Source organism: Paenibacillus sp. HJGM_3 (assembly GCF_045062745.1).
In the GTDB taxonomy this organism is placed as follows: Bacteria; Bacillota; Bacilli; order Paenibacillales; family NBRC-103111; genus Paenibacillus_AA.
This window is the reverse complement of sequence record NZ_JBJGED010000018.1, coordinates 61,087-82,614: the sequence shown is the minus strand read 5'-3', so window position 1 is coordinate 82,614 and position 21,528 is coordinate 61,087. Positions and strand designations below refer to the sequence as shown.

The 21,528-nt window shown below is 58.9% G+C and carries 14 protein-coding genes; 2 read left to right on the top strand and 12 right to left on the bottom strand.

From position 1 onward, the window contains the following. Positions 1 to 132 precede the first annotated feature (132 nt). The 11 genes from ACI5FR_RS19740 to ACI5FR_RS19690 form a co-directional block, all read right to left on the bottom strand. Positions 133 to 729, bottom strand: a complete 597-nt coding sequence (locus ACI5FR_RS19740; protein WP_405457416.1) for a dihydrofolate reductase family protein — start codon at positions 727 to 729, stop codon at positions 133 to 135. A 376-nt stretch (positions 730 to 1,105) separates the two neighbouring features. Beyond that, a complete protein-coding gene (locus ACI5FR_RS19735) occupies positions 1,106 to 1,903 on the bottom strand; it encodes a creatininase family protein (protein WP_405457414.1) in 798 nt (265 codons plus the stop codon). A 28-nt stretch (positions 1,904 to 1,931) separates the two neighbouring features. Then, on the bottom strand, positions 1,932 to 2,534 hold the full coding sequence (locus tag ACI5FR_RS19730) for a carbohydrate-binding family 9-like protein (protein ID WP_405457412.1): 603 nt from the start codon (positions 2,532 to 2,534) through the stop codon (positions 1,932 to 1,934). 2 nt (positions 2,535 to 2,536) lie between these two features. Beyond that, positions 2,537 to 3,619: a M14 family metallopeptidase gene (locus tag ACI5FR_RS19725; protein ID WP_405457409.1), complete on the bottom strand. Its 1,083-nt coding sequence runs from the start codon at positions 3,617 to 3,619 to the stop codon at positions 2,537 to 2,539. Further along, complete coding sequence (locus ACI5FR_RS19720) at positions 3,616 to 4,368, bottom strand: SDR family NAD(P)-dependent oxidoreductase (RefSeq protein ID WP_405457408.1); 753 nt, start codon at positions 4,366 to 4,368, stop codon at positions 3,616 to 3,618. Before ACI5FR_RS19720 ends, ACI5FR_RS19725 begins: the two co-directional genes overlap by 4 nt. A gap of 37 nt (positions 4,369 to 4,405) precedes the next feature. Then, entirely contained in the window at positions 4,406 to 6,709 is a 2,304-nt protein-coding gene (locus tag ACI5FR_RS19715; protein WP_405457406.1) for an FAD-dependent oxidoreductase, read from the bottom strand. Continuing rightward, positions 6,706 to 8,976, bottom strand: a complete 2,271-nt coding sequence (locus ACI5FR_RS19710) for an SMP-30/gluconolactonase/LRE family protein (RefSeq protein ID WP_405457405.1) — start codon at positions 8,974 to 8,976, stop codon at positions 6,706 to 6,708. The genes ACI5FR_RS19715 and ACI5FR_RS19710 overlap by 4 nt, the downstream gene beginning before the upstream one ends. A 27-nt stretch (positions 8,977 to 9,003) precedes the next feature. Then, entirely contained in the window at positions 9,004 to 10,116 is a 1,113-nt protein-coding gene (locus tag ACI5FR_RS19705) for a hypothetical protein (RefSeq protein WP_405457403.1), read from the bottom strand. A 562-nt stretch (positions 10,117 to 10,678) separates the two neighbouring features. Further along, positions 10,679 to 11,695, bottom strand: coding sequence for an efflux RND transporter periplasmic adaptor subunit (locus ACI5FR_RS19700; protein WP_405457401.1), 1,017 nt, complete (start codon positions 11,693 to 11,695; stop codon positions 10,679 to 10,681). A 1-nt stretch (position 11,696) separates the two neighbouring features. After that, positions 11,697 to 14,579, bottom strand: coding sequence for an ABC transporter permease (locus ACI5FR_RS19695; RefSeq protein WP_405457399.1), 2,883 nt, complete (start codon positions 14,577 to 14,579; stop codon positions 11,697 to 11,699). A gap of 64 nt (positions 14,580 to 14,643) precedes the next feature. Continuing rightward, positions 14,644 to 15,669: an efflux RND transporter periplasmic adaptor subunit gene (locus tag ACI5FR_RS19690; protein ID WP_405457397.1), complete on the bottom strand. Its 1,026-nt coding sequence runs from the start codon at positions 15,667 to 15,669 to the stop codon at positions 14,644 to 14,646. Between the two features lie 411 nt (positions 15,670 to 16,080). On the opposite strand from ACI5FR_RS19690, the gene ACI5FR_RS19685 reads away from it, so the two are divergent. Together ACI5FR_RS19685 and ACI5FR_RS19680 are read left to right on the top strand one after the other, a co-directional pair. Continuing rightward, positions 16,081 to 18,189, top strand: coding sequence for a hypothetical protein (locus ACI5FR_RS19685; protein ID WP_405457395.1), 2,109 nt, complete (start codon positions 16,081 to 16,083; stop codon positions 18,187 to 18,189). A 13-nt stretch (positions 18,190 to 18,202) separates the two neighbouring features. Next, entirely contained in the window at positions 18,203 to 20,272 is a 2,070-nt protein-coding gene (locus ACI5FR_RS19680; protein ID WP_405457392.1) for an OmpL47-type beta-barrel domain-containing protein, read from the top strand. Between the two features lie 57 nt (positions 20,273 to 20,329). On the opposite strand, the gene ACI5FR_RS19675 is transcribed toward ACI5FR_RS19680, so the two are convergent. Then, positions 20,330 to 21,349: a phosphotransferase gene (locus ACI5FR_RS19675; RefSeq protein ID WP_405457390.1), complete on the bottom strand. Its 1,020-nt coding sequence runs from the start codon at positions 21,347 to 21,349 to the stop codon at positions 20,330 to 20,332. Positions 21,350 to 21,528: the final 179 nt, after the last annotated feature.

Genomic DNA, 21,528 nt, shown 5'->3' with positions numbered 1-21,528 from the left:
GCTCACGACTCCACAATCACCTTGTCTTCAGGAACTGTCTTGTTGTCCGCTTTCGGCTTGCGGATCATGAAGTCTTGTCTTTCACTCCTGCACGCTGAACTTGATGTCAGCTGCCTGACGCTGCGCAAATATTCATAAACTTCCGGTTGTGATTGCGCCTGCACGCTCGTAATTCACGACAATAACTCCATTCGGGGCGACAGTGCTTTCGGTCACCTTGAATGCCGCCGGGATCGTGCCATCTGCAAACAACCGCTTTCCACTGCCCAACGTTATAGGAAATATCATCAGCCAGAACACATCGACCAAATCATGCTTGATAAGCGTCTGAATGAGATCACCGCTTCCCCAAACGTGCAAATCCGGCCCCTGCTGTTGCTTGATTTGAGCGATTTTTTCCGCAATATCTCCACTTAAAAACACGGACGGCTGCCATTCGCTGGATGTCATGGTGTTCGAGGCGACGTACTTGATTGCCTTGTCGGCCCCCGGCCATACGTCCGCATGTTGCGGCCAATACGCTGCAAAAATTTCATAGGTTTTGCGCCCTAACAACAGGTCGAACGGCATGTCCATCTGCCTTCTTAGGAGCGTTCCAACGATCTCGTTTGCATATGGCGCTGACCACCCGCCATAGGCAAAGCCGTCGCTGAGATCTTCGTCTGGCCCGCCTGGGGCTTGTATGACACCATCAAGGGATACATGTTCAAGCACAATAATTTTTCTCATAATTGAATTCCTCCTATGAAATGATGACCTCACTAGATTATTGTTTTTGATTCTCATTTATTTAGACGAAATTCGATTGCAATATTCATCGGTCTATCAGGAAGCCCAATCTGAAAATATTTTTGTGTTAATGAAATTTTGGATGTGGAAGATCTTCTTGTCTTTCATGTCTTAGCGTTTCTGCAATCTGCTTAGAGGACCACTCGAATACGTCCTTCAAAAGGAGAACAGCACGTGACGTGGAGGCAATGTTTGCAAGAGCGTTATAAAACAAGAAGAGGCTGCTGGTTAAACAGCAGCCAAATTCAAATTATGGGTTTGATTTTTCTTAAAGTGTCCCATAAGACAATCGAAACACTTCCTTCCCCTCAACGCCTCAACCCTTGTCGGTGCTTACACTCCTCTCCCCCGACTCCATATGGCGATACACTTGGATCAGCCAATCCGACACGCTCCGCGTGATCGCGTCCAAGTACCGGCTTCCTTTCTCCTTCGTAGCCAGATGAGGTGCATCGGTGTAGCCGTCGGCTCCGGTCAGCTCCCGATGCCGACCGATGAACGTACCTGGAGGACCGGAATGGATCCAGGCCCGCTGCTCGTGCTGAGCGGGGGCCCGATCGACGTGCACGAGCTCCTCCCTGAGCGCGAGGATAGCCGCCGTCTCGAAGCCTCCCGCATGACCCGGCAACATACCGACTTCATCGGCGTTCTCCAACTGCAGCGCTTCCCTCGCGATGCTCCAGTAGGAGGCGGAGGCCGTCCACACCGGGTACCGAACCGCGAGATCGTTCGCCGTTTGATGCATGATCGGGTCGTTCCCGCCGTGGCCGTTCAGGAACGCGATCTTGCGAAATCCGTTCGTGACGAGACTCTCGCCGATATCGCGCAGCATGTGCATGTACGTGGCGGAGGAGAAGGACAGCGTGCCTCCGAAGGTGTGGTGGTGATTCGAGCAGCCGATCGGGAGCAGCGGGCAGAGCAGCACAGGAATTGAGTCTGCCGCTCTCCGGGCCGACTCGTCCGCGATATGCCCGCAGATCAGGCTGTCGGTGTAGACCGGGAGATGCGGACCGTGCTGTTCCGTAGCCGCCAACGGGACGATGGCCATATAGCCGGCCTCCGCCTTCGCCGTCAGCTCTTCCCTTGTGTGTTCGTGATATCGGTACATTTTCATAGGAATCTCCTCCCTCCTGAGACAGGAATCACTTCACGAAGCGGATCGTTCCGAAGCGCGAAGCGATATGATAGTCTACGGCACCCGTCGGGGACCAAGCCTGAAAATGCCGCTTCCGGTTCCGGTCTTCGTCGATGCGGTAAAAGTTGATGCGCCACTCGGTGCCGGCTTCCGGCTTTTTCGCAAAATGGGCGAACGGCAGCCGGAGCTCATAGACGCGCCGACCGCCCTCCTCCCACACATGCGTTGTCATATCCTCCGCATCCCAATCCGTGTCGACCGTAATCTTCCCATTCACGTTCTCGATGATGGCATCGAACACGACGTTCCGCGGACTGAGCTCCAATTCGATATAGCGCCGCCCCAATCCTTCTTCGTCAATGAACACTTCCACGACATCCTGGTCGTATAGAGGGTCGTCCCGTCTCGTATAATCCGCCACCGCATAGTCGTCCTGACAGTCGAATCGGATATAGAGCGCGTCGTCATCCCAACTCGTCCGCACATCGGTCGGTTCCTCCACCCGCTCCCCGGTAACGACATCGACCAAGGGCTCCGGGGTCACTTGATCCCAGCTGCGGTCGTCCGGGCGGATATAAGGGCACTGGATCGTTTTCATCGTCTCGCTCATCTTTATTCGCTCATCTCCTCAATATGCAGCTCTAACGCTTCCGCCACGCAACCGCCCAGCTCGCGAAGCGAATCGGTCGTAACCCTCCTATCGGCGAGGCCGAAATATGGAATTTCCATCGAGAACGCCATCGGCACGTTCCGGCTGAGCATGAATGCGGCACATGTCGGGCTCGGCTGGTTCCAGTCCTCCCCTTTCTCTATATCGTGAACCGGATCGTACATCTGCGTCAGCCTCTGCAGCGTCCGCCCGAACCGTTCGATTCGGCGATCCGCGGCCGTGCCGGTCTTCACGAAGAACACATGGTCATGGCGGTCTCCCCATTTGAACGGACAGTGGAGATCGATGCCAATGTCGGGCTGCAGCGCGCTCACAAACCGCATCATAGCGCGGGTCGTTTCATAAATCGGCCGATCCGTATAGTCGCGGTTATGGTCGTGCGGAGCCCTTCCTTTCCCCTGATCCCCGTTCTCGACCCCGTCAATATCGACGAAAGGTATATAATGCAGGCATACGCGATCCAGCACTCCGGTAGCGACATGGCGCTCGATCATCCGGTTCAACAACCCTTCCGCCAAGTAATTCGCCGTCGATTCGCAGGCATGGTGCCGGCCGCTTAGGAGGATGCTTCGCGGGGCGTCGGTACGCCCGAGCATGAACAGCGGCACCTCTCTATTGCCCTCAGACCGGCATAGAATATCCCGGCGAACGAGCGGATGGGTGTGATACCTCCGATAAAATCGCTCCAGATGATGCAGCTGGTAAGGCAGCGAAAAGGCGAAATACACCTCGGGCCGGTCCGCCGTGAACCGGTAAACGAACGACTCCCGGCTGCGCAAGCTCCTCTCTCCGAGCCAAGCCCAGGAGATCCCGTCATAGCTGTAAGCCGGCCCCCAGGGGCCGAGCACCTCTCCGTTCGCGAAGTCGAATACGAATTCCCCGGGTTCGTCGCACTGGACGCAGAAGTTCCAGTAAAACCACCAGTTGACGGAATCGCGAAGCTCCTGCTCCAGCAGCACGCGAGAAGGCTCTATCGACACGACGGCAATATTCCCGCCCGCATAGTCGGATCGGATACGGATCATTGGTGGAAGCCCCCATCGACGTTATAGAGCGCTCCGGTTACATAAGAAGCCTGGTCCGACAAGAGGAATGCGGCCACCTCATTAATCTCGTCCGCGCGTCCGCTCCGCCCGAGCCACGCATGCTGCCGAATCGCCTCGATTTCTCGGGGCGATTGCTTCGGGAGCGCCTCATCCGAGCGGAAATCGCCCGGCACCAGCACGTTGGCGCGGATGCCACAGTGAGCATAATCGGCGGCCACTACGCGGGTCATATGATTTACACCCGCTTTGGCCGCCCCGTAAGCGAGGCAGCCGGGAGACACGAGCTGCCCCAGGATCGAGGACGTGTTCACGATCGATCCCCCGCCCGACTCGATCAGGAGGGGGATCGCATGCTTGTTGACGAGGAACGTGCTCGTGAGCGTTCCGCGCAAGGAGTCTTCCCACTCGGCCAAGCTCAGCTCCAGGGCGGGCTTCCATACGTTCGTGTACACATTATGATAGGTGCCGTCCAATCGGCCGTACTGCCGCTTGATCTCGGACATGACGGCCAGCACCATCTCCTCGTCGCAAACGTCGGCCTGCATATACGCGAATCGGGTGTCCCCATAATGGGCCTGAAGCTGTTGAATTTCCGGGAAGCCGGCGAGCGGGTGACGGTCGCAGCCGAACACGACCGCTCCCTTCTCCAAGAACAGCCGGATCGCCGAGCTGCCCAGCATGCCCAGACATCCGGTGATCAGGACCACTTTATCCTGCAGCATCTTCATTTCGGTATTCCCCTTCTCCACATAATCGTTCGACGCCTCAGGACCGATAGCACCGGATCTCGTAAATCGCCGCGGACGGATCCCCATTCGTGGCGTGCACGGTAATCCGTATGCGATCAGTTGTTACGGGCTGCGCGAGCGCTATAGCTCTCTGCCGCTGATAGTTCCCCGTCAGCCGCCCGATCTCCTGCCAATCCCCGTCTACATACGCCTCCGCGGTTATATCCTTCGGACATTCCGGATCCCTGTAAAGGCCCGGGTAGTTCCGATAATCGCGCAGCAGCTGGCCGGGGAACGTGAGCTCGATGCGCCCGATCTCCTCCGGCTCCGCCCATGCCAGTTCCACCCATTGCGGCAGCGGCTGATGGGGGTCGGACCGCCACTCGTTCGTGCTACGGTAAGGCCGGGTTACTCCGCTCAGGACGTGATTCGGCCCGTAGCACGGCTGGGGAGGCGAGATGCGGAAGCTCATCATCGTCCCGCTCCCGACCCTCCTCATGATCCCGTTCCCGAGCTCATAGGCGCTTACGTGGCCGGGCTCGATCGTAGCGGCCGTATGCCAGGAAACGAAGCGGTTCGCTAGCAGATCCAATCGTATAAAGCTCCCTCGCAGGGCCGCCGTATCAAGGGCGACCGGCCATTCCATCCACTGCTCCCTCCCCGGCTGGACGGATAAGGTGGCGATAGCGATCGGCGTTCCCGCTTCGACACGGTAATCCCAGATATGCTCGACCGCGTACAGGTGCGCCTCAACGGCTTGCACGGCATCCGATTCGTTCGTCAGGCATACGGACAAGGCGTCTACCCGGTCTGCGCCCACACTGATCCATTGCCCCCGCCTCATCTCGAGCGGATGGGCCGGCCAGCTCCCGTCCGCCTCCTTCGCTGGCGGAGCTCCGGTCAGGCAAGCCTCGCTGCTCGCCCGGACTCGGGCCCGTCTCGCCAGATCGAGCTGGTCTTCGTTTACGACGTTCGGCAGAAAGCAGCCATCCCGCAGCAGCGCCTGCTGAACGTCCCGGATTGCCAGCTCGGGCACATCTCGGACAGCCATACCCGCGCGGAGGGCGATCGCCGCCGCCGTGCCGGCCGCCTGGCCCATCACGGCCGTCGTGCCCATCACCCGTACCGTCCCTAGCGCCGCGTGGGTGACGCTGACGTTGCGGCCCGCCATCATCAGGTTGCTCCGGTCGCGGGCGATCATGATGCGCAGCGGGATTCCATATGGGCCGACATAGCTCTTGGCCATATAGGAGCCTCCCGTATGCCCTTCGACCGCCGCCTTCTCGCTGAAATCGGCCAGCAGTCCGCCGGGTTCGTGAAGGTCGATAAACCAGCCTCCGTAAGCGACTTCGTCGGGAAACACCGTTTTCTGAAGCGGGTCATGCTCCGTCATGAGGTACTCCCCCATAATACGCCGGCTCTCCCGCTTGCCCGGAACTTGGCCGATCCAATCCAGCGCGTATGTCTGCGCCTCGTCCTTCAATCGCGGATCCCGGTTTTTGATCCAATCCCAGATGCCCAGCACGTGCCGGGTTAATTCATGACGAAGCGTCTCATTGTCGTAGATCGTATGCCATGGCACGGACAGCTCGATCCACCAGAACCCGCTGCGCGGGTCGCTCGGCCATCGGCCCCGCTTGTAGAAAAAATCGGGGTTCTCATAGCGCACCGCCCACTCCGGCGCGGTGAACGGAACCGGGTAGCCGACGTCCTTCGCCTTGAAATGAATCGAGTTGCCCATCACCGCATCGCTCGCCTGCTCCGGGGCGTGAGGCTCGCCGAATTCGTCTCTGCCCTCGGTCCCGAGTCGCCACTCGCAGCCGGCGAGCGCCGCCACAACCCCGTCCCCCGTGCAGTCGATGAACGTATGCGCCTTTAGCGTCACCACCGTCTCCGCCTGGCTGACCCTGGCGATCACCGCGTCCACGGTATGCTCATCCCGCATCCGAACCTCGGTGACCGTACAGTTCAGGCGGAATGTCAGGCCCGGCGTCCTCACGGCCATATCGTACAGCACCATGTCCCAGACACTGTTGATGTAGCCGTTATCCCACGTAGGGTTCTCGTGATTGACGGCGCGCTCTTCGATCAGCAGCTCCGAGATAATGCCCGTCTCCCGCGCATAGGCGTGAAAGCTAGCCGCCCCCTGGGGAGGTACGCGAATTTCCGACGAGCTGTTGCCGCCGAAGACGGGCCGGTCCTGCACGAGGCACACCTGCGCGCCGTGACGCGCTGCCGCCACAGCCGCGGAGAATCCCGCGAGTCCGCCGCCGCAGACGACGATATCGTATTGCTCTTCGATTTGACGATAACCGGTATGGGGCGTCTCCAGCATACTCATCCCACAACCCCCTCGAGCTGCCCCGTAGGAAACGCTATATTCTCATAGCGGACAACACAGCCGTACAGCTCGCCCGAAGCGACGCATAGGGCGTCCTCCTGCTGCGAGTACGAGAGACAGGAAATGTAATGAATATTGGCCCATTCGGTGTCCATGTCTCGCAATTCGGGATTGTCTTTGACAACCCGGGGTCTTCCCAAGTCGACGAAGCCGGTAGCCTCCGAATAATGGAACACATGCCCGGCATCGTGGATCCCTCCGTAGATCCCCAGCACCTCGCGCTCGCCCCGCCGGATGAAATGCCGGAGCTGTCCGCTGGAATACAGCCTGCCATAGGATGTCGTAAGCCGGAGATCGGCGGACAGACGGAATAAGAGGCCATCCTCGGTTCCGGCCAGGACGGTTCCGTTGCTCAGCACGGTTCCTCCCGTAACCGTCGCCCGGAACGCTCTCCCGCGGATGGACGGGACTTTGATCGGCAGCGTCTCGGAGCGCATCTCCGCGATGTGGTACAGCAGCAATTCGTCGTTGCGGCCGGACAGAAGAATCCGGTTCTCGTCCAGCGGGATGAGCTGTGCATCCTCGTGTGCGGGCACACGAATTGCAGCCAGGGCTCTGATGTTGCCGGCATTCAGGTCGCAAACGTATACATCGCCTTGGCGGTCGCTGGCAAGTACGGAGCCCGACCCTAAGCTGAAATGCAGCCGGGTAAGTTCAAACGGCGCAGGGACGTCTAAGAGGATGGTGCCGGTTCCGGATGCGAGGTCCACGTCTAAGAGTTTCCCGTCTGAAGTAAGCACAACAGCCTTATCGCCGCTCGTATCGATGGCGGACAGGGGAGCGCCTCCTGGGTAGAGAACCTCTCGCCGCAATCCGGAGTCCTCCCGAATCCCCGCTGCGGTCAGGATGACGCTCTTCTGTCCGCTGATGCTTATCACGCGGCCGTTCAGGGCACGCACGTGCCGGACTGAGGTATCTTGCCACTTCATGTGCTGGTGCAAGGGCACAACACTAGCCGCTCGGGCAACGATATGCATGAAGGCTGGACTGCCTACGCCGTTATAATCCGGCTCCGTGTATGGCCTAAACGGCGAAGGCGGCGCTTCGGGCCCCGGCGGCTGCAGCTTCCTCACATCCACCGCCAGGATGTACGGCGAGAATTCCCCACACACGTCCACCATGTGCAGCACGCCGTCGCGGTCGAAGATCATTTCGCATATGTATTGGGAGTCCTTCCCGTCCGGCGCGATTACCCCGAGATTCTCGGGTTCTCCCCCTCTCAGAATGTCCCAGCGCACCAAGCGGATCGGGGAATAGCCGTCATACGTCTTCAGCCCGTAGTACAGGACGAAATCATCGTCGGCGGCCAGACCTCCAATTCCATAGGGATTGACGGGGACTTGATGACGAAGATAGATCGGGCCGTGCCTCACGACGTCCAGCGTATCCGGGTAGAGCTCCACCATTTCCCCGTCCATGTTGTCGACGAGGAACAGCGTATTCCGCGGGGAGCGCACCGCGAAGATAAACTGTCTCCGATGCTTGGTCCCGTTCGGTGACTGGAAGCCGACCTGCAGATCCTCGATCTCTTCCCGCTCCGGGTCGAATCTCCACAAGCCGCCCGTATACGAGCTGCCATAGAAGCGCCCCTCGGCATCTTTCACAAGCCGGCAGGAAGAGAACTCCGACACCTTCCCGTAATCCTTCACCTCGTTCGTCTCGAGATCGAGCCTGTACAAGTGCCCTCTCATGTACCCCAGAAAATAATAGTAGCGCGGGTCGTTGCCCAGCATCCCGCCATACATGCTCTCTCGCGGCACGGGAATCCCCCGGACCTGAACTTCGTTCGTATCGGGATTCACGATCATGAAGATTGACCCGGGATACCCTTCCCACGGGTGCTCGTAGTGCTGCTCGTACATCCACTGCTTGTGCCCGGGAGCGGGCGCCGTGTTGTGCGTCGCCATGACGAGCCGTCCGTCGGGCAGGAAATCGATGCTCGTATGGATTTTGCTCGGCGGCATCTGGGTGGAACCGACGATCCACACCTTGGCCACGTCGAAAATAAGTCTCAGCTCTCCAGTGTGCGGATAGTACTCATACAGCAGCGCCGTCAGCGGCTTCTCATTCTCCCCGCATACGCTTACATAGAAGCGGTCGTCCGGCGAACGGACGAAATCCCAGACCGCATTATGCCCGTTCTCGTTCGGCAGTTGGGTGAACCGGGTAAGCGACTCCGGGATCCCCGCCAACAAATTATGATTCATCTCTACCCCTCCAGGCGCAAATGCGCTTCATCCGTACTTGATATGGAGCTGCGGTGTCTCCAGCTTCGTGCGGGCGTACAGGGAGTCCATGGAGAAGCTGATCATCCCCGTCGTCAGCAGCGTCCTTTCCATCGGGAACGGCTCTACCTGTGTAATGAAGAAATCCTCGATTATGCTCGTTAATCGCTCGAAATGCTTGAACGGCCGGTCGAGATCGCTGTTGCAGCGGGCGGCGGCAATTTCCCCTTGACCGTCATGGAAGGCGAAGCCCCACTGCTCGTGCAGCCGCTTAAACATGATAATGTAGCCTTTCGTCCCGTCGAGATAGTCGATCACGAACAAGGCCGGATTCGGCTCGCTCACTCTGGGATGAACTTGAGGCAGGTCTGGATACGTGCTTAAGGCGCTCAGCAGCAAATCTTCCGGCCACTCCCCGCGGTCCATCGCGGCCCATACTTCCCCTTGTTCTCCTCCGAACAGTTGGACCGAACGCACTCCGGTCTCTCCGCCTCGACGCCGCTCGACGATCGATTGCAGCACCTCCATCGCATGGAACCCGTACGATTCGAGCCCACCGTTGCCGATGACCAGAATGTCTCGCAGCGAGAGCATCCGGCTAGGGTCCACGGCAGGCACGAGATCGGCATGGGGAATCGAGGAGCCGCCCAGGAACGGGATCCCCCGCTCCTTCATCGCGTTGTACATCCATAGCGCGTCCTCGTAATCGTAGGCCAGATGCTTGTCGGAGAAAATCGGCACCGCCAGGCTGAGTTCGTCCAGGGCGGCTAGCGTTTCTTCAAGAAAGCGTCGACGGGGGTACAGGATTTGTCCCTTCTCGTTGTGGGGATAGTCGCCGTGCTCCGCGATCAGCAGCACGGCGTCGACCGGCCCGCCGGTATGTATCGCCCGGATCGCTTCGCCGATCGTCTCGCAGATCGGGATGCCGTGCCGGGACGCCGCCTCCCGGCTCATGTCGCCGTCCGGCACTTGATCGGTGTAGAGCGAGACGACCTCGACCCGGGGGCGATAGTCGAAGTCCCCGAGCAGCCGGCCCAAGATAACGTCGGCGTGGGAGTTGTACCGGTACTCGGTTACGATCGCCGCGACCTTGATTTTGTTTCCGCTTTCGCTATCGCTCATAGGCAGCCGTCCCTTTGGTTTCGACATGTAAAATGTAAAATGTGAAATGCTAAGAAAATTCTAAGCCTCGTTGCCATTTCCAGTCAATAAAATTTTTCATGAGTGTGTAATGTTTTTTTATTTATGATAAATGGTGATGGTTTACTTTGGCGTAGACATTCCGTTTGACGCGTGGGGAGGGCATGAGGAAGGGCTCCGACCGCTGTTGTTCTTGAATGTATTGATCATTCCTCATGCCCTCTTTTAGCGTTTCTTTAGATCGTGGCGTTACCTTACTGATGCGAGAGGGAAATCCTCCCTCACTTCTGAGCTAAACCCCACATTTCGCCCCGAGGAGAGGGAAAAGCTCCCTCACTTTTCGGCCATATCCGGCCGAATCAAGCTATATCTCAAAAAAAGAGGGAGCTTTTCCCCATGTAACACCAGCAGCCGCACGAATCGAACGAAAATGAGGGAGAAATTCCCTCTCGTGTTCTCACTACCCACGGTAGCGGTAGCGGCAAGCATCAGCATTCGCGCTGTACAACACGGGTCCACCGACCACGCAGCCCAAGCTCGCCGATTACGGATACACGATGACCTTTTGCCCTTCGGTTAAGCCACTCACGATCTCGGCTTCCGTCGGGGTAACGAGCCCCACCTTTACAGCGACTTCGCGCCGAGTGTCGCCGTCGGCGATCCACACAAAGTCCCGGCCGGGCTCCTGACGGACGGCACGGCGGGGCAGCAGCAAGACATCCGGCCGGCGCCGGAGCTCCAGCCGGAGCTCGACGCCGTCGCCCAACCCCCAGCCTTCGGGGAGGGCATCCACGAAGTCGATCAGCAGCCTTCTGCCGCTGAGCTCAGCCCGCAGCGGATCGTCCTCCGGCGGCGCCGAGGCGGGGGTCACCGCTACTTGGCCCCGCACAGCCGCTCCCTCATGCGCGACCGTGACCGGCATGCCGACCTTGATGTCGCCTCCGTAAGCCGACAGGTCGCAGACGAATTGGAGCTGAAGCCGATCGGTCCGGGCGATGCCGATGACGGACCGATACGATTCGATCGGGCCGCCGACACGGATGTCGTCGAGGAAGGTTACGACCCCGTCCCCGGCGGCCACCAGTACCCGCTTGCGCTGCTGCTCCAGCAGACGGTTCAGCTTCAGCTGTTCGATCTCGAGGTTCAAGAGGTCGATCCTTCTCGCATCGGGATCGCCGACGAATGGCTGCAATTGGCCGAGAGCGGCCTGCCGGTTCTCCACGGCCAGCTTCTGCTGAGCCAGCTGCAGGTCAAAGCCCCCGGCGTCGAGACGCAGGAGTACATCGCCCTTCCGGACACGATCCCCCCGCTTCACCGCAAATTCCTTCAGTCGCCCGTCAATCGCGAACGACTGGTATTCCGTCCGGGACGAGACGAGCGTCCCCACACCGATCAACTCCTCGGCTATAGTCCCCCGCTTCACTTCCACCTGCTCGGCCTTCACTCTGACATTTTCGATAAGGGCGGGGCCCTCCGCTTCCCGCGGGGACAGGAGCGAACACGCTCCTAGTGCAAGTGCGACGGCTGCGGCGATCAGCACAACGAGAATACCGCGCCTCATTTCAATCCTCCCCCAACTTGACTGCCTGGTGTATGCGGATGCGTGAGAGCAGCCAACCGAGGATGAACAAGCCGACACCCATCATGACGATCACGATCAAGTACAGCTTGACCGGATCGCCGGGGTCGAAGGCGACCTGGAACGGCGGGACTTGAGCAGCCGGGTTGAACGACAGCTCGAACAGCCGTACGAACAAGACACTCGTCCAATGGCCTACGAGTCCGCCAATCCCTACAGCCGCGCCCGATGTGAGCACCTGCTCGGCGGCCAACATGCCGACGAGCTGGGCGTACGAGATCCCCATCGCTCGCATAATGCCGAACTGCATCACTCTGCCGGAGAGCGAGAGAACCCAGTACAGCAGGAACCCAAGGAAGCTGACGATCGCGGCGAGGAGGAATCCCGTCGTCATCGCTCCGTTAATCGCCAGCTGATAAGGGTCGTTCTTGGCCGCAATCAGTTGCTCGCTCGTATCGGTCAACGAGCTGAGCTTCATCCCGCTCGCCCCGATCGCATCGTAGAACGGCTGCCTGCCGCTCTCCTCCTTCAGCTTGATCCACACTTGATACGGCTCCAGCGCGAGCGCCATCTGGATGTACTCCAGATGGCCCACTACGAGTAGCGGCGCCTGAGGCGCCCCCTTATCCCCCGCGGCCGTACTCGCCGGATTCGGATTGAAGGTCGGCCAATAATCGATCACCCCGTAGACGGTGAAGGGCTTGGCGGACACTCCGTTCCAATCGATGTGGATCACATCCCCGGGCCCAATCCCTCGATCGGCGAGGGAACGCGAGATCAGCACCGCCTTCGGATCCAGGGCGATAAAGTTCAAATACTCGTTGAAATGATGGTCCAGCAGGCCGTTCCGGAACCAGGCTGTCCGCCCGAACTCCGCGGTATTGATCCCCATGAGCCGCACGCGTCCGCTCTCCTTCCCCGCCAGGAAGGCCGCGTCCTCCTTCACGAACACTCGGGCCGCTTGCCGGACGCCCGGAAGCTCCGTGAACCGTTCAAACGAAGGTTCGACATACCGCATTCGCTTCATTCCGCCCGCCGATGCTCCAGCCAACGCTCCCGCTGAACCCCCTCCCGCCGCCTCTTCGCTAATCCACGCCTGCTGCAGGACAATGTCCGCACCGTTCCGATACCGGATTTTCTCTTCGGCGTTCTGGCCGATCGTCCGGGCGGCGCTCGCACTGTACAGCCCCGTGGCGATCGTCAGGATGAGGAACATCATGACGAACGAATACTGCGCGCCGGACCTGCCTACCTGCAACAGAGTCGAATAGAGGACCGGCGGCCATCGCCTCCGCCCCAGCCGGTAGATGAGCTGGATGAAGCCGGGATATACCCGCAGGAGGAAGAGACCCGAGCCGAGGACGAACAGCCCAGGCAGCACGAACAACGACGGATCGATGGAAATTTCGGTCGCATCCGTGCCCAGCCTGGTCCAATCCGCGCGCTGCCGGTCGAATGTCCTCAGTCCGTATAAGGCTGCGGCGATCAGCACCAGGTCCACATAAAACCGGTGCCAAATCGACCGGCCTTCGGGACGGGCTTTCTGCCGCATCTGCGTGACGATCGTGCTCCGTGTCGCTAGCCACGCGGGAACCAACGTCATGCCCATCGACCCTGCAACCGCATACAGGGCGTAACGGTAGGCCATCTCGCTCACCCGCACAGGAAGCGCGGAGCGGTCCACGAACTCGAGAAACCCGTTCGAGGCGCCGAGCACCTTGGTCAGCAGCATGCCGATCCAAGGGCCAGCAGCCAGTGCAATCGCTCCTAGCAGTGCGCTCTCCAAGACATACCCGCCGACGATCTGAAGTCGGCTCGCTCCGCGGCTGCGCAATACCGCGATCTCGGTTTGCTGCCGTTCCGTGATCAGACCCGCCACCATGTACAGGTAGAAGGCGAGCACGATCAGAATGGGCGCGTACAAGCACCATAACGTCAGTCTCAGCCGGGCTTCACGCTCGAAGTACGAATCCAGCGTCGCAAGAGCCGGCGCATCTACGCTATACGTATGAAACCGCTGCGCCAAAAAGCGGTCGATCTGTTCGCTCGCCGCTACGAATCGGTGTACGGAGGTCAAATGCAGAGCCGAATAATCGAGCGCGAACAGCCAGCTGGCGCTCGTCGACGGCATTACCTTCCCCGTAGTAATCTCCTGTTCATACAGCCCGAAGTCCAAGAAGAAGGTTTGGGCGTATGTCTCGAGATTGCGGTACCAGTACGGGTCGGCGTCATCCTTCTTGGCGATTACGCCTACCGGCTTGATCCGAACAGGCGTCTTCGCGTCCTCGTCCTCAATCACGAATTCGTTCCCTAGGACCATGTTGAACGCCTTGAGCGACTGCTGAACCACCAAAGCCTCGTAGACGCCATCGACGGGCTGCGCGGCGGGGAGCCGGCCGTCCACAAGACGAATGTGGTCGTAGAGCCCCGAGCGGCCGGCCAATTCCGCCCGGCGATTCGTCTCCGATTCGACTCGGGACTTGTCAGCCGGAACGATCGTGTAGTACGCCGTCTTCCTCTCCATGACCAGCAGGTCGACGGGAAGGCCGAACCCGGGCGATGCTTCATCTCGCATGAACGCGTCGATGTCACGGACGACCTGCGGCCGGTCCTCCGGCTTGTATTCGCCCGGATCCCAATATGACGTCCCGCCCATTACCGCTTCGGCATAATGGATGCCCGGGTAGCGTCCGGTCGATTGCTGCAGCTGCCCGAGATCCTGGAGCAGCATGCGCTGCAGGATCGCTTCGGTATAGATCGGGATACTGCTCGCTAGCGCTACGGATAGGATCAGCCCGCCCAGCAGACTGACCGTAAGCCATCCGTTCTTCGCCATTTTGCGCAAAACCATGACGAAGAGAGCCATAAGCCCCGCCTCCTTGGCTAGTGATTGCCGAGCATCGAGAACCGGCACCGAGCGCCGGGTTCCGCTATGGCAGGATGACCTTTTGCCCCTCTTCCAGCCCCTTGACGATCTCGATGTCGGTTAGCGTTTCGATCCCGGTCTCCACATCGATTTCCTGGATACTCTCGCCGTCCAGCACCTTAACGAACTGTCTTCCCAGTAAGGTCGACACGCCGAATTTGGGGATGTAGAGCACATGGTCTTTATGCTGCAGGACGATCGCGATCTCCGCACTCTCGTTTAATGCGGGACGTACACTGGAATCGGCAAGCCGAAAATAAATCGTTTTCGCATATTTGTCATTCAACTGCTTGTTGGACGTAACCGGTGCGGACGACGGACTTTGCACGACGACGGCTTCGAGACTCCGGTTCTGATACAGTACCTCCGCCTTCATGCCGACCTGAACCTCCTGCAAATTGCCGGAAGCGGTAGAGGTATAGATCAGCTGTATATTCGCCGGGTCTGCGATTGTGACGTACACCTTGCCCGATTCCACTACGTCGCCTGGCTTCAGCGGCTCCATGGCGGTTATGACACCATCGATCTCGGCGGTCATCTTCGTGCCGGCCAATTGCCGCTCGGCTTCGTTCAGCTTCTGCTGGGCAATATCGAGCTCCAGCAGCCGGATACGAATCCGCTGCTCGTCGCGGCTTTCTTGAGCTTCCCGCAGGCTGAGCTTGGCAACCTCCAGATCCCTTACCCTTTCTTTGACCGCGATATCCAAGCCCCGGATGTCCAATTCAATCAAGGGAGCGCCTTTTCGCACAACATCGCCGGTTTTCGCGGAGACCGCCGCTATTTTACCCGCAGCCCCCTGGAAAGCCTGGTAGACGATGTCGGACGATTCGAACCGGGCCGTTCCCTTGATGAGCTTGGTTACGGTTCCGCGCTTCACTTCGGCCAAGTTGTAGCTTTCCTGTTGAGGCTTCACAAGAGGCGGCTTGAGCGCCAGTTCTTCCTTAGGCATCCAAGAGCAGCCCGAGGCGAACAGCAGCAGACCGGCCAAGCCTACTAGAGCCGCCATGCCCCATCGATCCTTGTCAGGCATTCGTCCATCCCCCGCCTAGATTTCCATATTTTGATTGTAATCGTTTTATAAATATAAATAAACTACCAATATGAAAAATGAGATCAAGTTTTCTTGAATTTACTAAGGCTATTTTAAAACAATTTTTTACGTGGATGAAAAACTCATTTACATACATAAACAATAAGGTGTAATATGGATCGTAGAACAGAGGAAACAACTGGAAAGGATGAATTCGTACAATAGGCATTTGCAACGGAACGACACACGGCAAGATGACATAAGCAGTAATAGAACCAGGCTATTTCCTGCCAAGCGGTAGCCGTCTTTGAGCTGGCCACTCATTGGGACCCCGCCGTGCAGTGAAATATTGGCTGCAGTATGCGCAAGCTGCAACCTACCCCACTTTTTCTCCAAAGGAGTGATTGTTCTATGCTTAAGCGTCTGATGCTGGCTGTTCTCATGGCTTGCACGTTGCTTACGGCAGCTTCGCCCGGTATGGCGGCGCCAACCGAGCCTGGATTCGACGACAATTGGTCGCGGGAAGGCCTGACCGACCAAGTAGGCGACCTGAACGAGTGGATTGCCGCACCCACGACCCGACCCCAGCTGAAGCCGTTCCTTGAAAGCGCTCGCAACTTGGCCGACACCGTATTGGCTTCCTCCGAGATCTCTTCCCAGGACGGCCTGACCGCCCATCGGGCGCTTCAATATGCGCTGAAGCTGGCGGCCGATGTCCACCAGGAAGGGAACGCCGAGTTATGGACACAAACCCCGTTCATCGTGTACGACGCACCTGCGCTCAGTCCGGACAAACGGCTGCCCTACAACCTTCCGCTTGACGGAGCGATCAGCGATCGGCTCTCGATCCTGTCGGCCCAGGGCGAATTCGAAGCCGCTTCGTTCGTGCTCGCCCCGCTCCGTGACGTGAGCTCGGTCACCTTCTCCGCAGGCGCGCTCACGAGCGACGCCGGATCGATTCCCGCCGGCGCCATCGACCTGAGGGTCGTTAAGACCTGGTATCAGGGCGGTACCGCTTGGCAAAGTTATTTTGCCGATTCCTCCAAGCAGGTGCTTGTGCCCGAGCTGCTCCTGCACGACGAGACTCTCATTCAGGTAGACCACAACCGGAAGGGCAACGCCTTGCGCGTCGACTATCCCACAGGGTCGCAGTACAAGGATATTTCCAATATTCCCGCCACCAAATTCAATACGTACGACGAACCGGTCGAGGACAGCCCGACGCTGCTGCCGATCGCGCTGAAGCAAGGGGAATCCAAGCAAATGTGGCTGACGCTGAAGGTGCCGGACGACGCTCCAGCCGGGTTCTACACCGGGTCGATCGCCATTACCGCGGACGGCGTTCCCGCCGGAAGCATCGCCTTGTCGGTCCGGGTGCTGCCGTTCAAGCTCCCTCAGCCCAAAACTTATTACGATGTGAACAAAGACTTCTACGTCATGCTGTACCACCAGAGCCGCGTGAAGGAAAACCTCGTGGCGGCCAAAGGCAATGCCGCGCTGGTTGAGACGAAGCTGCTGAACGATTACCGCAACCTGGCCGAGCATAACGTGCTCAATCTCCCGGGGCCGTTGTACTCTGTAGCGGACCGGGCCACCTTCACCAAGCAGCTTCAGCTCATGCAGCAGGCAGGACTCAGCCTGAATCCGCTGTTCGGCGTCAAGCAAACGTTCCCGCCATATGACATTTTCAATAAATATACCGGGTATTTGAACGCCAAAGCAGCTTACGAAGCGAATCCTACGGATGCCAACAAGCAAACGATGGATACGCTGTATACCGCGTGGCGTAACGGAGTTCAAGCACAGAAGGACGCACTGGACGAAGCTTTCACCTATGTGTCGGGCTTGGTCGGCCATACGAATTTGTATTTCGACGGCTGGGATGAACCGGGCTGGAGCATGCTCCAATTCCAGCAGGAAATGTGGCAGTATGTACAGGACCATGGATTTAAAGTTTTCTCTACAGGCAACGAGAGCCACTACAATCTGGCGATCAAGGAGAACTTCCTGAACATCGTCGGCGAGCCGACCCGCGAGAAGGCGGATGCGTGGCATGGGTTCGGCAGCGACAAAATCATTACGAACTACGCGTACCCGCATACCGGTCCGGAGAATCCCGACCTGATGCGCCAGCGTCACGGGATGTGGACGTACAAAGCCAACTACGACGCTACATACAACTATATCTTCTATGAAGGGCCGCCTAACATCTGGAACGACAATTCGATCCAGGACGAATTCCGCAACTTCAACTTGGTGTATCCGACCCGAACGAAATTGATCGACACGTTGGCCTGGGAAGGCTTCCGCGAAGGGATCGACGACATCCGCTATGCGACTAAGCTCAAGCAGCTCGCCGCGGCCGCGATCGCATCCGGACAACAAGACCGGGTAACCGCCGCGAATCAGGCTTTGGTGTGGCTGGAAGAGGTCGACGAGCGCTCGACGAATCAAGATCTGCTGCGGCTGGAGATGATCCGGCATATTCTGGCCATGCTGAGCTTGGAACAATCCCAATAAGGAGGCGGTATTCTTGATTACGAAATCCGGACGATTCGTAGTGCTGCTGCTCGCGCTGGTCTTCGCCGCAACCGGAATGTCCCAAGACCGGGCGCATGCAGCCAACCCCGTCAAGAAGGTGTACGAAGTCACATGGGCCGCGGAGGATTTGTCGACACCGGAGAAATGGGTGCAGAGCTCTTACTTCAACAATCCGCAGTATAAGGAAACCCGGTTCGAGGTGTATTGGCCCGGCACCCCGATTCCTCCCGGCGGGCCGCGCGAGACATCGTTCTACATGGTCTACCGCGAGGATGGGTTGTATATGTTCTTCCAGGCGAACGAATGGGAGAACGATGCGGCCGGCCAGCTCAAAAACAGCGATTTCGAGTTTTTCGTAACCCCGGGCGAGGGCGACCTCCCTTATCATCAAATGATCGTGCCGGCGAACGGCGGGCCGATCCAATATTACGAGTGGCAAACCGAGTACCGCGACAACCGTCCGCTCAAAGGAAGCGTACGCGTGAATTCGGCCCAAATCCCAACCGGGTGGGGAACCGTAGTCGTCATTCCGTGGGAGAACGTGTACGATCACTTGCCGCTGGAAGGCGGGAATTGGCAGTTCAACTTGATCCGCTGGTCCCCCTCCGACGGACAATCATGGGGCGGACACGTACACCAGCCGGGCAAGTTCAACCTGCTGCACTTTCAAGGCCCCACGGCGGAGCAGCGGACGACGATTCAGAAGTACGTGCTGTCCCGTGCCTGGAATTCCTTCCAGACTAAGGCGGCGGAGCTGACCGAGTATTGGTCGGTTAACCCCGCTACGAAGGACATCCAGTTCTATAATCGCGTGGTTCAGCCTCTCATTGCCAAGGGCATGGGCCAAGGCGCTCCGATGAGTCAGTTGGCCACTCTGCCGCAAGCCGCGACCGACGAGCTGTTCCGCCATGTCAACGATTGGATGGAGCTTCGCTACAATGTGGAGGATGCGCGGCAGAAGTATACCAAAAAGCTGCTCCTGGACGGCGACTCGCCCGTAACCACCGCTAGCCTCTCCCCTGGGCAGCCGAACGGGACGAACGGCTGGTACGTCAGTCCGGTTACGGTGGAACTGAACGCGACCGATCCGACGACCGGGGTAACGGAGAGCGTGTATAGCCTGAACAACGGAGGCACATGGCAACCGTATACGGGGCCGATCGTCCTGGATCAGGATGGGGCTTATACGATCCAATACCGTTCAACCGATTGGGCCGGTCACACGGAAGCCGCCAAGTCCGTGTCCGTCCGTATCGACCGTACCGCCCCGACCGGCTCGATCGCTTACAGCACCACGGCACCGACTTCGGGTCCGGTAGTGGCGACCTTAACGCCGAGCGAGCCGGTCACGATTACGAACAACGGCGGCTCCAGCCAGTATACGTTCGAGGCGAACGGCAGCTTCACCTTCGAGTTCGTCGACGCGGCCGGGAACGTCGGGTCCCGCACCGCAACCGTGACCAATATCGCTACGAAGAGCACCGGCGTGCCCGGCAAACCGGTGTTGTCCAGCGACCAACGACACGATACGGGCATTCTGGACGGCAGCTACACCGTCAGCATGAACATGTGGTACGGCAATAACGGCCGGACGTATAAGCTGTTCGAGAACGATGTACTGATCGACACGAAGACGCTGACCGACAATGCGCCGAACGCGCAATCTACCGTGACTTCGGTCACTTATAAAATGAACGGCACCTACCGGTATTACGCGGAGCTCACGAATGCATACGGTACGACGAAAAGCGACGTTCTGACCGTCCAGGTGACGGATGCGACGCCGGCCAAGGCGGTTCTGTCGAACGACAACTGGGATCGCGACGGCAGCTTCAAGATCACGATGAACCTGTGGTGGGGCACGAATGGAGATACGTACCGCCTGTATGAGAACGGCGTGCTGATCGACACGCAAACGCTGACGAGCGGGTCGCCGAATGCCCAGTCGGCGGTGACCGCCATCAGCGGCCGGCCGGTCGGGACGTACACGTATCGGGGCGAGCTGGTGAACTACGCAGGAGCTACTTCCACAGATGTCATGACGGTAGTCGTAAGCAAATAGAGCAAAAGGGACCTGGCCTTGGACGGCCAGGTCCCTTGCTATGCACATTTTAACTGATCAAACCCCGCCCAAGATCGCTTCGAGCGCCTCCCATTGCTTCGCCGTGTCCACCATCTCGCTCGCGAACCGGGCCGGCGCCACGCTGAAGCTCTCCATCCCGGCGTGGATCCACCAGAACGATTCCACGCACCATACGTGACGCACCGCCGCGAGCAGACCGCCTCGCGGCAGCTCATCGGGGCGTACGCTTCGATAGCCTTCGGCGAAGGCGGCGATCGGCTCTTCGCAGAACGTCCCGTCCCGCAGGGTGCAGGAAAGCACCGCCCTACCCAGATCCAACCGGGGGTAGGCGTACCGCACCCGGTCGAAGTCTACGACGGCCGACAGAGCATGGTCGTGGAAGAGCAAATTGTCAGCCCACAGGTCGAGATGGGTCCATCCCGGTGTGCCTTCCACCAAGTCCTCGTCGCGGAGCGCGCGGATGATAGCGCCTTGGAGCTGCATGGCGGAGCGGACGCCGGCCGACCCGTTCTCGACCGCGTGAGCCCAGCGCTCTTCCCAAGTCTGCTCCATCTGTTCCCGGGATAGCGGCCATAGCGGCTTGAGCGTTGAGTCCCCCTGCGCCTGGACACCGGCGTCATTCCAAGCCCGGTGCATGCGAGCCGCCGCTCTGCCCAGGCTGTACATCTGCCCGGCGCTCATGGTTCCCGCTTCGATAAGCCGTCCTTCGCACAGCTCCATGACGACGAAGCGGTCGCCTTCCGGCGTACGCTGCATGTAGCTCTCGCCCTCCGCAGGCTCGAGCAGGTTCGGGCAGAGCCCGTCCAATGCCCGCAGCTCGGCTTGCTTGGTCAAGGCGTGCTCGATCTCCTCCCAGACCCGCGCCCCATGCTTGCCGTATCGTTCCGTACTGTAGCATTTGACGAACCACGCGCCCTTGTTCGTCTCGAGTCGCCACTTCAGGTTGAGCAGCCCTCGGGCGATCGGAGCGGCGTTCTCCACTCGCATGCCGTATTGCTTCCGCAGCTTCTCTTGAATTCGATCCAGGATTTGTTTATCTTGAGTGGTTGTGTGCAACGAATATCCCTCCTATTCCTATACCCCATCTATTCGACATCGGAATAGGAATACCTGTTCGCCTAATCTATGAAATCCATCCAGCGAGGTGAAGCAAAAGCCGGCCCCCGTGCTTTCTCCGCACGGAGCCCGGCTTTCTGCTGCTTCCAACCTTTCTCTCCTCTTACTGCCTATTTTCT